This window comes from Gemmatimonadota bacterium, from assembly GCA_039715185.1.
Classification (GTDB): Bacteria; Gemmatimonadota; Gemmatimonadetes; order Longimicrobiales; family RSA9; genus DATHRK01.
In genome coordinates this window covers 19,463-30,712 of sequence record JBDLIA010000037.1, presented here as the reverse complement: position 1 = coordinate 30,712, position 11,250 = coordinate 19,463, and the positions used below count along the sequence as shown (strand labels likewise).

Annotated in this window: 12 protein-coding genes; all 12 read right to left on the bottom strand. The window is 70.1% G+C overall.

Annotated elements, in window-relative coordinates; translation table 11 throughout:
* Position 1 precedes the first annotated feature (1 nt).
* Positions 2 to 898 carry an alpha/beta hydrolase gene (locus ABFS34_08730; GenBank protein MEN8375519.1) on the bottom strand — a complete coding sequence of 299 codons (897 nt, stop codon included), beginning with the start codon at positions 896 to 898 and terminating at the stop codon, positions 2 to 4.
* A gap of 79 nt (positions 899 to 977) precedes the next feature.
* Positions 978 to 1,517 (bottom strand): DinB family protein, encoded by a 540-nt coding sequence (locus tag ABFS34_08725; GenBank protein MEN8375518.1) that lies wholly within the window; start codon positions 1,515 to 1,517, stop codon positions 978 to 980.
* A 3-nt stretch (positions 1,518 to 1,520) separates the two neighbouring features.
* A complete protein-coding gene (locus tag ABFS34_08720) occupies positions 1,521 to 2,081 on the bottom strand; it encodes a hypothetical protein (GenBank protein ID MEN8375517.1) in 561 nt (186 codons plus the stop codon).
* A gap of 28 nt (positions 2,082 to 2,109) precedes the next feature.
* Complete coding sequence (locus tag ABFS34_08715) at positions 2,110 to 4,479, bottom strand: aerobic carbon-monoxide dehydrogenase large subunit (GenBank protein ID MEN8375516.1); 2,370 nt, start codon at positions 4,477 to 4,479, stop codon at positions 2,110 to 2,112.
* Positions 4,476 to 4,955, bottom strand: a complete 480-nt coding sequence (locus ABFS34_08710) for a (2Fe-2S)-binding protein (GenBank protein MEN8375515.1) — start codon at positions 4,953 to 4,955, stop codon at positions 4,476 to 4,478. The genes ABFS34_08715 and ABFS34_08710 overlap by 4 nt, the downstream gene beginning before the upstream one ends.
* 1 nt (position 4,956) lies before the next feature.
* The gene (locus ABFS34_08705; protein ID MEN8375514.1) at positions 4,957 to 5,829 is read right to left on the bottom strand and encodes a xanthine dehydrogenase family protein subunit M; all 873 of its coding nucleotides are present in this window, start codon (positions 5,827 to 5,829) and stop codon (positions 4,957 to 4,959) included.
* Entirely contained in the window at positions 5,826 to 6,452 is a 627-nt protein-coding gene (locus ABFS34_08700) for an SRPBCC family protein (GenBank protein MEN8375513.1), read from the bottom strand. The genes ABFS34_08705 and ABFS34_08700 overlap by 4 nt, the downstream gene beginning before the upstream one ends.
* Positions 6,453 to 6,540: 88 nt before the next feature.
* Entirely contained in the window at positions 6,541 to 7,686 is a 1,146-nt protein-coding gene (locus ABFS34_08695) for a VWA domain-containing protein (GenBank protein ID MEN8375512.1), read from the bottom strand.
* On the bottom strand, positions 7,683 to 8,549 hold the full coding sequence (locus ABFS34_08690; protein ID MEN8375511.1) for a MoxR family ATPase: 867 nt from the start codon (positions 8,547 to 8,549) through the stop codon (positions 7,683 to 7,685). Before ABFS34_08690 ends, ABFS34_08695 begins: the two co-directional genes overlap by 4 nt.
* A 23-nt stretch (positions 8,550 to 8,572) precedes the next feature.
* Positions 8,573 to 9,553, bottom strand: a complete 981-nt coding sequence (locus ABFS34_08685) for an XdhC family protein (GenBank protein MEN8375510.1) — start codon at positions 9,551 to 9,553, stop codon at positions 8,573 to 8,575.
* Positions 9,550 to 10,158: a nucleotidyltransferase family protein gene (locus ABFS34_08680; GenBank protein ID MEN8375509.1), complete on the bottom strand. Its 609-nt coding sequence runs from the start codon at positions 10,156 to 10,158 to the stop codon at positions 9,550 to 9,552. Before ABFS34_08680 ends, ABFS34_08685 begins: the two co-directional genes overlap by 4 nt.
* The gene (locus tag ABFS34_08675; GenBank protein ID MEN8375508.1) at positions 10,148 to 11,221 is read right to left on the bottom strand and encodes an XdhC family protein; all 1,074 of its coding nucleotides are present in this window, start codon (positions 11,219 to 11,221) and stop codon (positions 10,148 to 10,150) included. The genes ABFS34_08680 and ABFS34_08675 overlap by 11 nt, the downstream gene beginning before the upstream one ends.
* Between the last annotated feature and the right edge of the window lie 29 nt (positions 11,222 to 11,250).

The following is an 11,250-nucleotide window of genomic DNA, read 5'->3' as shown; positions in this document are numbered from 1 at the left end:
GTCACGGCTCGGCAGAGAGCCCTTCGGCGTGGCGCACCTGATGCGCGACGTGCTCCGCTACGGCAGCCGCCCGGTCTTCCTGCAGGAAGTGCTTGGAGGACACGCGGTGCAGCCGGTCCACGCCGGTCACGCGCTGCGCCGGCACCCCGTACTTCAGCAGCGGGAGCGCGGGATCGTCCTCGCCCCACACGAACTGCACCGGCACGTCCAGATCACGTACCGCCCGCACGTACAGCTCCTCCTTTTCGGGCGTGGTCTCGAAGCTCCGCATGATCCGCAGGAAGGCCCTGCCGCCGTCGCCTCGGCGCAATAGATCCACGTGCACCGCGAGCTCCTCGGGTGGAGCGGCCGCGCGATCGTTCACGCCGAGAAACCACACGACGCGCGTGAACAGAAAGCCCGAGAGCGTCGCCAGGTAGGCCTCGCCGACTCCGCGCCACTCGAACGGCCGCATGACCCAGGGTTTGCGGAAGCCCTCCAACCCCACCAGCAGCGTGTTGAGGATCGTCAGCGACCGGATCCGGTCCGGGGCCCGCGCCACCACCTCGAACCCCACGGGACCGCCGATGTCGTGGACCACCAGGTGAAACCGGTCGAGCCCCAGGGCGTCCAGGGCCGCCAGGGTCCAGCGGCCGAGTCCCGTCCAGCTGTAGTCGAAGTCGCCCCCGGGCCTGTCGGCGAGGCCCATGCCCGGAAAGTCGAAGGCGATGCCACGCAGCCCCCTGGCGGCGAGTTCCGGCACCACCTTGCGATACAGGTAGCTGGAAGTGGGGACGCCGTGCAGGCACACGACGGGGGGGCCCGACCCCTCCTCGCGCACGAAGCTGGCCACGCCCGCCGTCTCGAAGCGGCGGCCCGCGGCGCGGTGGGCCTCCAGGTGCTGTGCGGCGGTCGGCATGCGTGCCTCCGGGGTCGCGGCGACTGCTGGGAACTGCTGGGACGTGAACTCCGCGCGCGCCCTGGCCGCCTCTAGTCCACTAGCTCACCGCGGCGATGATGCGCTCTATCTGGCGCCGATGCACGAGGTCGTGGCCCGCGTTCAGCGCTATCATGTGCGGCAGCCGCTCCTCGCCTCGTTCGGCGTGCACGCCCACCCGTTCCATGTCGGCGGGGGTCGCGCGCTCGAGCAGCCAGAGGTTGGCGTCGCGCATGACCTGGAAGACGCGGAGCGCGTCCCGGGGATCGCGTTCCTCGTAATGGAAGGCACGGGCGAAGGCGTCCTGATCGTAGCCGGTGAGCGGGGCGCGATCGTGCGCCAACACCATGCGGACGCGGTAGGCCCACACCGCCTCGGCGTCGGCGAGGTGCTGGATCGCGTGGGCGACCGACCATTTGCCCGGAGCCTCCAGCCGCCGCAGCGCCGACGGGTCCGTGCCATCCACCACGGAGCCCAACCAGGGGCCGGTCGCGCGCAGGACCTCCATCGGATCCCGATCCCCCAATAGCTCCAGCACCGCCGCTATGTAGGCGTCAGCGGCTTCCCTGGCGCCGGATGCGGGGTTCGTGAATACCGACATCGGCTAGTCGGTCGCGGGCTCGCCGGGCTTGCTCGACAGGAGCTCGGGCCCGTCCCCGATCACGAATCGACGCCAGGCCGCCTCGTGCTCCGGGTCGACGAGGGAATCGCGCTCGAGCATTCCTTCCACGTGCCGCTCGAAGCTGGCGCTCATGGGCGTGGGCTTGATCCGCCACCATTCCTGGACGCCCGGGTGGGACAACCACCAGGCCAGCGCCTCGCTCCAGCGCGTCCAGACCTCTTCGGCGAGCGCACCGTCTGCGGCCGTGTGGTACATGAACTCGGTCGCGCCGAAGAGCTCGTACATGGCCCAACTCAGGCGCAGCCTCTCGCTCCGCCGCAATTCGGCCGGGTCGGCGGCACCCACGACGACGATGCGGTTCAGCTCCGCGTCGGCCGCCAGGCGCGACTGCAGCGTGGACATGCGGTCGAGCACGCGGGCGTAGTTCTCGCTCTGCAGCGTTCTGGTGTTCTGCCGCACCTGGTAGGCCAGGTATATGAGCGTGACGACGACGAACGCGCCGCCCACGAACTCGCCGAGCTTCGCAAGGGTGTCGAGGTCCATCACGTCACCGTGATCGGGGCCGCACCCCCTATAGCGCGACCCCGTTGTCGTTCAGTATCGACCACACCTTGTCGGGCGTAATCGGGATGTCCATGTGCCGCACGCCCAGGTGGGCGAGCGCGTCCACCACGGCGTTCGCGATGGCCGGCGGCGCGCCGACCGTCGCCGATTCGCCGACGCCCTTCGCGCCCAGCGGGTGGTGCGGCGAAGGGGTTACGGTGTGAAACGTCTCCCAGTGCGGCGTCTCCATCGCGGTCGGCACCAGATAGTCCATGAAGCTGCCGCCGTGGATGTTGCCGTTCTCGTCGTAGGAGATCTCCTCCATCAGCGCGGGTGCCAGCCCCATGGTGAGGCCCCCGTGAATCTGCCCCCGGACGATCATCGGGTTGATGATGTTGCCGCAGTCGTCGACCGCCACGAAGCGTCGCACGTGGACCTCTCCGGTGCCGCGGTCGATGTCCACCACGCAGATGTAACTGCCGAACGGGAAGGTCAGGTTCGGCGGATCGTAGTAGTGCACCGCCTCCAGGCCCGCCTCCAGGCCCTGCGGGTGGTTGGTGTATGCCGCGAACGCTATGTCCTGAATGGTGACCGACTTCTGCGGCGCACCCTTCACCGAGAATTTGCCGATCTCCCACTCCAGATCCTCCTCGCTTACCTCGAGCAGGTGGGCGGCGATCTTCTTCGCCTTGTCCCGGATCTTGCGGGCGGCCATCGCCGCGGCGGCTCCGGCCGTCGGCGTGGACCGGCTGGCGTAGGTGCCGAGCCCATAGGGCGCGGTGTCGGTGTCGCCCTCCTCGACCTGCACGTGCTCCGCGGGCAGACCCAGCTCCTCGGCGACGATCTGCGCGTAGGTCGTCTCGTGTCCCTGTCCCTGCGACTTCGTGCCGAAGCGGGCGATCGCCTTGCCGGTCGGGTGGATCCGTATCTCGGCCGAATCGAACATCTTGATGCCCAGGATGTCGAAGTCCTTCGAAGGGCCCGCGCCGACGACCTCGGTGAAGCTGGAGATGCCGATCCCCATGAGCTCGCCGCGCTCGCGCTTCTCGGCTTGCTCCTTACGCAGCGCGTCGTAGCCGATCTCGTGCTTGGCCTTGGCCAACGCGGCGTGGTAGTCCCCCGAATCGTATTCCCAGCCGAGGATCGACTGGTAGGGAAACTGGTCCTTGCGGATGAAGTTCTGCTCGCGTAGCTCGGCCGGGTCGCGGCCCAGCTCCTGGGCCATCACGTCCACGATGCGCTCGATCGCGTGCACCGCCTCGGTCACGCGGAAGGAGCACCGGTAGGCGATGCCGCCCGGGGGCTTGTTCGTGTACGCTCCGTCCACCTCGGCGAACGCCTGCTTCAGGTCGTAGGAGCCCGTGCAGATCGAAAACAGGCCGGCCCGCCATTTGGAGGGCTGGGCGGCGGCGTCGGTGTAGCCGTGATCGGCCAGCGTCTTGATGCGCAGGCCGGTGAACTCGCCGTCGTCCTTGGCGCCGAGCTCGACCGTCATGTGGTAGTCGCGCGCGAACGAGTCGGCCTGGAGGTTCTCCATCCGGTCCTCGACCCACTTGATCGGCTTGCCGATCACCACCGAAGCGGCGATGGCGATCACGTAGCCCGGATACACGGGCACCTTGCCCCCGAATCCGCCGCCGATGTCGGGCGCGATGACCCGGATCCGCTCTTCGGACAGGCCGACGTGTCCGGCGACGAGCGCGAGCACGGTGCGCACCGCGTGCGGCGCCTGCGTGGTCAGATGGACGGTGAGCTGGTTCGTCGCCTTGTTGTAGTCGGCCACGCAGCCGCAGGTCTCGATCGACGCCACGTGGATCCGCGGGATGTAGATGTCCTCCTTCACCACCACGTCGGATTCGGCCAGCGTCTTCTCCGTGGCCTCGCGATCCCCCGCTTCCCAGTGGAAGATGTGGTTGTCGGTCTTGCCCTCCTTGTCCGTGCGCAGCACGGGCGCGTCCGGCTCCAGCGCCTTGAACGGATCTACCAGCGGCGTCAGCGGCTCGTACTCCACCTGCACCGCCTCCACCCCGTCAGCGGCGGCGTAGCGGTCGGTGGCGATGACCGCCGCGACCTCCTGCGCCTGATACATGACGCGGTCCGTCGGCAGCACCATCTGCGTGTCCGACATGAGGGTCGGCATCCAATGCAGGTTGTACTGCTCGAGCGTTTCGCCCGTGATCACGGCCAGAACGCCGGGGATCTTCAGCGCCTCGGAGCTGTCGATCGACAGAATCTTGGCGTGCGCGAACGGGCTCCGGACGATGTCCATGTAGAGCATGCCGGGGAGCTGTACGTCGTCGACGTAGTGTCCCTGGCCGCGGATGAAGCGGGGGTCTTCCTTGCGCTTCATCGAATGACCCATGCCGCAGACGGCGGCGGAAGTCTTCGGTGCCATCATGCCCCCCCGTTCAGCTGCGCCGCCGCGTGGCGGATGGACTCGACTATGTTCACGTAGCCCGTGCACCGGCACAGGTTGCCGGAGATGGCGAGCCGGATGTCGGCCTCGCTCGGATTCGGGTTCTCCTTCAGCAGCGCGACGGCCGTCATCATCATGCCCGGCGTGCAGTAGCCGCACTGCAGCCCGTGCTTCTCCCAGAAGCCCTCCTGGACGGGGTGCAGCCCGTCGGCGGTTTCGAGCCCCTCGACGGTCTGCACTTCGTGCCCGTCGGCCTGCACCGCCAGGACGGTGCACGACTTGGTGGGCACGCCGTCGACCAGAACGGTGCACGCTCCGCAGTGGGTGGTGTCGCAGCCGATGTGCGTGCCCGTCATCCCCAGCTCGTCGCGGATCCAGTGGACGAGCAGGGTGCGGGAGACGACCTCTCCGGCCTTCTCCACCCCGTTCACCGTGACGCTGATTTGGTGCTCGGCCATGTCAGTTTCCCCCCGCTCGCTCGAGAGCGGTCCGTATCGCTCGTTCGGCGAGGACGCGGGCCATGGTGGTCTTGTACTCCACGGAGCCGCGCCGATCGGCGGACGGCGACGCGGCGGTGGAAGCGAGGCGGGCCGCCTCCGCGATGGCGTCGTCGCTCGGCGTCTGCCCGACCAGGAACGAGCCCGCTTCCCCGGCGAAGACCGGCTTGTTGCCGGCGTTGGTGAGCCCGATGCCGGCCGAGGTCACCGTGCCGTCAGAGCCGAGGCGGAGCTGTACGGCGGCGCCCGCGGCGGCGAAGTCGCCGACCTTGCGCTCCAGCTTGAGGTAGGCTCCCCCGTCTCCGCTCTGGTGAATCGGAACGCGGATCTCGGTGAGGATCTCGCCCGTGCTCAAGGCCGTGCCGAAGAAGCCGGTGAAGAACTCGCGGACCGCGATCACGCGCTCCCCGGCGGCACCCGTCGCGACCACCTCGGCGTCCAGCGCAAGCATGGTCGCCGGATGGTCGTTGGCCGGATCGCCGTGGGCCAGATTGCCGCCCACCGTGGCCCGGTTGCGCACCAGGGGGTCGGCGATGACGCGCGCCGTATCCAGCAGGATCGGGTAGCGGTCGCGGAGCACGTCGCTGCGCTCCAGCGCCGTCTCCGTCGTGCGGCCGCCGATGAGGAGCCGGTCGCCCTCCTCGCGGACGTACTCGAGCCCCTCGATTCGGCCGATGTCCACGAGGTCGCTCACCTCTCCCAGGCGCAGCTTGAGGAGCGGCAGCAGGCTCTGGCCGCCCGACAGGATTTTCGCTTCCTCGCCCAAGGAGCCGAGCAGCGCGATGGCTTCCTCTAGCGTGGCTGGCGCGTGGTAGTCGAACGCCGCTGGAATCATTCGGTCCCCTCCTTCGAATCTTCCCGGTCTGCTTCCGCCTCGTCCGTCCCGTCCCCTCGTCTTGTGATCTTTCGGACCGCCCTGCCGATGGCCCTTTTGCCGGCCGCGGCCCCCACCTTCAACGCGTTGATTTCCTCGGGCGCCTCGGTGTACGCCCCCGCGTCTGCCCCCGGCCCGAGCCTCGCCGCCGCGCAGTCCACGAACTGCCCGAACATGTGGTCGCTGATGTCTTCTATCATGCCGCGCCCGAACTGCGCCAGGATGCCGCTGACGTTGACCGCGGCGGTCACGTCCACGTCGGTGCCGCCGGCGGCGTTGGCCGCGAGAGCGCTGGTCATCCGCATCTCCGCGCCGCCCTTCCCCTTGGTCTCCTGCCCCGAAGCGACGATCTCGGCGACGAGCGCGTCCCGGTCGAGCCGATCGAAGCGGATCTTGCCTTTGTAGTTCGCGGTCACGGGGCCGACCTTGATCTTCATCAGGCCTCCGTGTGTGACGTCGTCGATCCGGTCCGTGATGGAGGCGCCGGGGAGGCACGGCGCCACGGCGTGCGGGTCCGTCAGGAAAGCCCAGACCTCGGCCGGTGGCGCGCCCACGGAGAAACTCTTCCTGATCTCGATCGCCACCGGAGCCTTCCGCTGAAGATGGTGCCGCGACGGGGGTCCCCAAGCTGCTCCGCGGGGTGCCCTCTTCGCAACCGGGTGGGCGGCCGACTCAGGAAGACGGCAGGGCGGCCACGAAGCGTTCCAGCGATTCCAGGTCGTGGGCCGGCGCGAGATCGTCCACGTACGGAAGCGCCGCGCGCATGCCGCGCGCGAGCGGCTCGTAGCGCGCGTCGCCCATGAGCGGATTCAGCCAGATGACGCGGCGCGTGCGCCGGGCGATGATTCGCATCGCCGCCGCCAGACGCTCGGGCTCGCCGCGATCCAGTCCGTCGCTCAAGATCACCACGACGGTGGTCGGTCGCAGGGGGTGCGCGTCGGCGAATTCGGCCAGCGCGTCGCCGATCCGGGTTCCGCCCGACCAGTCGGGCACCTCCAGCGACAGCCGTTCCAGCGTGGCCGCGACGTCCGCCGGCTTGAGCCACGGCGTCAGCCGGACGAGCGAGGTGTTGAAGGCGTAGACTTCGCAGCGGCTGCCGGCGGCGCGCAGCGCCAGCGTGAAGGTCAGCAGAAACCGGCTGTAGGCGTCCATTGAGCCGCTCGTATCGCATAGCGCGACGATCTCCGGTGCGTCGCGAGCGCGCGCCCTGCGGGCCAGGCGGAGGACCTCGCCTTCGGTCCCTATGGCCCGCCGCAGGCTCGCCCGCAGGTCGGCACTGCCCCGCGAACGGGTGGGCACCAGACGCCGGCTGCGCCTGCTCGCGAGCCGCCGCGCCAGTCGCTCCATGATGCGCGTCATGCGCCTCAGCTCAGCCTCGGACCACCTGTCGAACGGCTTCTTCCGGAGCAGGGCGTCGGGGGAGTACGCAGGCGCGCCGGCGGCCTCGACCCAGGGGCGCGCGTCGACCGGCGAATCGGGATCGAGGCGCATCCCGCCGCCCCGCGCGGCCGGAGGCCGGGCTGCGGCGCGGGTGGTCAGGCCCCGCGGACGACCCGGGCCGCGCCGGCTTTCCCAGAAGCGCTCGAACTCGAGGTTGTAGCGCGCCCAGCGAACGCGCGGAACGCGCATGGCGATGCGAAGCCCGATGCGCACGTCCTCGCGGATCGTGACGTCGAGGGCGTCCAGCGCCGCGGCGCCGTCCAACTCCTCGCGCATCGATACGGGAACGTCTGACGAGCGCAGCACATCGCAGAACGCGGCGAGCCGCGCTGACAGCGGCGCCGCCCGATCTGGCCCCGCCACCGGCGCCACCCTCACGCTGTCGCGCGGACGCCGGCCTCGCGCAGGAGCGCCTCGGTGCCGAGAGACGCTATCTGTCGGGCGTCCGCGCGGTCCTTGATGATGCACCCCAGCGTGTCCCGCACGACCTCCGGATCCAGCAGGGTCCGCTCCAGCCCCAGGAGCGCGCGCGCCCAGTCCAACGTCTCCGCCACGCCCGGCGTGCGCACCAGCGAGCGACCCCGCAGCGTGTGCATGAAGCGCGCGATGTCGCGCGCGAGCGCCCCGTCCAGCTCCGGCACGCGCGCGGTCAGGATGGCGATCTCCTTCTCCACGCTGGGATGATCTATGTACAGGTACAGGCACCGCCGCCGCAGCGCGTCGCCGAGCTCGCGTGTCCTGTTCGACGTGAGGATCACGTGCGGCACGTGGGCGGCGTGCACGACCCCGAGCTCGGGGATCGACACCTGAAAGTCGGACAGCACCTCGAGCAGGAAGGCCTCGAACGCGTCGTCCGCGCGATCGATCTCGTCGATGAGGAGCACCGCCGGACCCTCCTCCCGGGTGAGCGCCCGCAGGAGCGGCCGCTCGAGGAGGTACTCGCGGCTGAAGATCCGCTGCTCCAGCGCGTCCGCGTCGGCGCCGGCCGCCTGCTCGACCCGCAGACGGAGCAGTTGTCGCTGGACGTCCCACTCGTAGAGCGCGGTGTGCACGTCCAGCCCCTCGTAGCACTGAAGCCGGATCAGCTCGGTTTCGAGGATGCTCGCCAGGACCTTGGCGATCTCCGTCTTGCCGACACCCGCATCACCTTCCACGAGCAGCGGCCGGCCGAGCTCGCGCATCAGGTAGAGCGCGGTCGCGATGTCCGGTCCGGCTACGTATCCGTGCCGTTCCAGGCTCACGGCCAGATCCGAAATGCCGGCGTTCACGAGCCGGCGGCGCCGGCGTGCGCGGCCGGGTCCTGTAGAAAGCGCGCGCGGCAGTGGCCGCAGCAGAAGTAGTACGTGCGCCCGTCGTGCTCGGCGCGCGGCGTCTCTGGGCCCGGAATCACGCTCATTCCGCAGATGGGATCGATCTGCTCGGTCGACGCGGGCCCGACCTCGACACCCTCGGTGCCGGACCGCTCCGCGTCCCGCGAGCGGACCACCTGGACCATCTCCGCCAGGATGCTGATCGCGATTTCCTCGGCCGTCAGCGCGCCGATGTCCAGCCCCGCGGGGCTGGAGATTCGGTCGAGCGCCGATGGGTCCGCGCCCTGCTGCTCGAGAAACGCGCGAATCTCCTCGAACCTGCGCCCGCTGGCCACGACCCCCAGATAGTCGGGGGCGAGCGCCAGCGCCTGCGCCGCGGCGGGCTCGTCCCACTGCCCCTGTGTCGCGACCACGGCCAGGCACCGAGCCGAGCCCCGGGCCACGCCCTCCTCGAGCGCCTCCAGCACGCCCGCCGCTTCCGGAAAGGTCTCGCCGTCGGCGTCGGGATCCACCGCGGTCACCTGGTAACCCATGCCGGCCCCGAGCCTCACCAGCGCCCGCGCGACGGGGGTGACCCCGAACACGTAGAGCCCGGGGGTGGGCAGCGTCGGTTCGATATACACGTCCACGCGTCCCCTGCTGTGGCAGGTCATCGGAAACACCGTGATCCCGTCCGGCCGCGTGGCCCCGGGATCCGGATCGAGCGCTATCAGGCGGGGCTGCCCGTCGGCGAGAGCAGCCAGCGCCTCGCGGACCACCGTGGGCCGCGTACACGAGCCACCGACCCAGCCGTGGAACGAACCGTCCGCGGTGACGATCGCGGCGTCGCCCACCCGCGCCGACGTGGGCGGCTCGCGGCGCACCACCTGCGCGAGGGCGAACGGCTCGGCGGCAGCGGTCAGGCGCGCCGCGAGATCGAGGAGGTCGGGCTTCATCCTGGCCGAGCCCCCAGCGCATCCATGTCGGCCGGAACGTCCAGGTCCCGCAGCGCCTCCTTGGGCCAGCTCAGTATCTGCGCCTCGTCCAGGTGCGCCCGCACCAGGCGCTTGCCGCAACCCTCGCCCTGCATGGCGAGCAGCTCATCGAAGAGGGCTCGGTCGTAGAGCATCGGCGGCGCGTTCACGTCGCCGTAGCGCGACACGACCAATGGGGCGCCGCCGGTCCGGAAGGCGTCGATCAGCGCCGCCATCATGGACGTCTCCACCCTCGGCATGTCCGCGAGGATCACCATGGCGCCCGCGGCGTCGAGCGGAACCGCGCCCACTCCCACCTTCATCGATCCGTTCTTGCCGTCCTCCGCGAAGCGCGGGTTGTGGACGGCGCGACAGTCCAGGCCGGCCAACGCGGACTCGACGCGCTCGCGCTCGTGGCCGACCACGACGAGGACCGGCGCGAGACCGGCGTCGATCGCGCTTTCTACCGCGCGCCTCACGAGTGGCACCCCGTCCACCTCGAGCAGGAGCTTGTTCGTCCCGAGACGTCGCGAAAGCCCGGCGGCCAGGACGACCCCGGCGATGGGACCCGTACGCTCAGTCGGCATGGATCGGCCTTTCTCTGTCGCGGAGGTGCCGCGGTTCACGGCCGGAACGGACCGCGAGCATCTCCGCGACCACGCTCACCGCCACCTGCTCCGGGCCGTCCGCGCCGATGTCCAGTCCCACGGGCCCGAAAATTCTCGCCATCGCGGCGTCATCGAGCGCGGAGAAGATGTCTTCGCGCCGAGCCCTGGGTCCGAGCAGTCCAATGTAGGGCGCGTCTCTCCCTGCCAGGGCATGCACCCACCGCCGATCTCGCTCCAGGTTGTGGGTCATGACCACCGCGAACGTGTCGCCCAGCGCGCCCTCGGGGAGGCCGTCGGGATCCAGGAGCCGTGCGCCCGGGAAGCGCTCGGCGGTGAGGAACGCGGGGCGGTGGTCCGCGACCGCCACCCTGAAGCCCGCCTGCGCCGCGACGGCGGCCATGGCGATCGCGTCATCCCCGGCGCCGCAGATCAGCGCTTCGGGCGGCGGGCGCAGCACGTCGATGAAGGCGCTCAGGTCCCCGTCCGCCACGCGCGCCGGGTCGCCGCCTTCCAGCACCCCCTGCGCCGACCGCGCCAAGCGCTCGTCCAGCGCCCCGTCGCCCGTCCCGATCACGACCTCTCCGGCCTCGCCGATGACTGCCGACGCCGCCGCGCCCTCTCCCGAGGGCAGCGCCGTCGCCACGGCGAAGCGAACCCCGGCCGCGAGAAGCGCCCGCACACCGTCGACGAAACCCGCTGCGCCCTCCGGCGAGTAGGGCTGAATGAGAATCTCGACGGTGCCGTTGCATCCGAGGCCCAGCCCCCAGACGATGTCCTCGTCCGCTCCGGTATCGTAGCGACGCAGCGTGGACGCTCCGTCGTGGAGGGTGGCGAGGGCGATCTCGCGCACGTCGGCCTCCAGGCAACCGCCGCTGACGCCACCCGACGTGCGGCCATCTTCTTCGACCAGAAGCTTGGCTCCCGGCCTGCGGTAGGCCGATCCGGAAATGGACACGACGGTACCGACCGCGCAGCACCCACCCTCCCGCAGGATCGCGTGGACGCGATCCATCAGTCGCTCGGTTTCTTGCCAGTTCTTCATGCGGGGGACCGTGGATTCAGGGCGCGCTC

What these genes read in the sequence shown, in the direction of transcription:
- ABFS34_08685 (MEN8375510.1), bottom strand. Translation starts at nt 9,553, where the DNA reads ATGAAGCCCGACCTCCTCGATCTCGCGGCGCGCCTGACCGCTGCCGCC.
- ABFS34_08680 (MEN8375509.1), bottom strand. Translation starts at nt 10,158, where the DNA reads ATGCCGACTGAGCGTACGGGTCCCATCGCCGGGGTCGTCCTGGCCGCC.
- ABFS34_08705 (MEN8375514.1), bottom strand. Translation starts at nt 5,829, where the DNA reads ATGATTCCAGCGGCGTTCGACTACCACGCGCCAGCCACGCTAGAGGAA.
- ABFS34_08715 (MEN8375516.1), bottom strand. Translation starts at nt 4,479, where the DNA reads ATGATGGCACCGAAGACTTCCGCCGCCGTCTGCGGCATGGGTCATTCG.
- ABFS34_08730 (MEN8375519.1), bottom strand. Translation starts at nt 898, where the DNA reads ATGCCGACCGCCGCACAGCACCTGGAGGCCCACCGCGCCGCGGGCCGC.
- ABFS34_08720 (MEN8375517.1), bottom strand. Translation starts at nt 2,081, where the DNA reads ATGGACCTCGACACCCTTGCGAAGCTCGGCGAGTTCGTGGGCGGCGCG.
- ABFS34_08675 (MEN8375508.1), bottom strand. Translation starts at nt 11,221, where the DNA reads ATGAAGAACTGGCAAGAAACCGAGCGACTGATGGATCGCGTCCACGCG.
- ABFS34_08725 (MEN8375518.1), bottom strand. Translation starts at nt 1,517, where the DNA reads ATGTCGGTATTCACGAACCCCGCATCCGGCGCCAGGGAAGCCGCTGAC.
- ABFS34_08710 (MEN8375515.1), bottom strand. Translation starts at nt 4,955, where the DNA reads ATGGCCGAGCACCAAATCAGCGTCACGGTGAACGGGGTGGAGAAGGCC.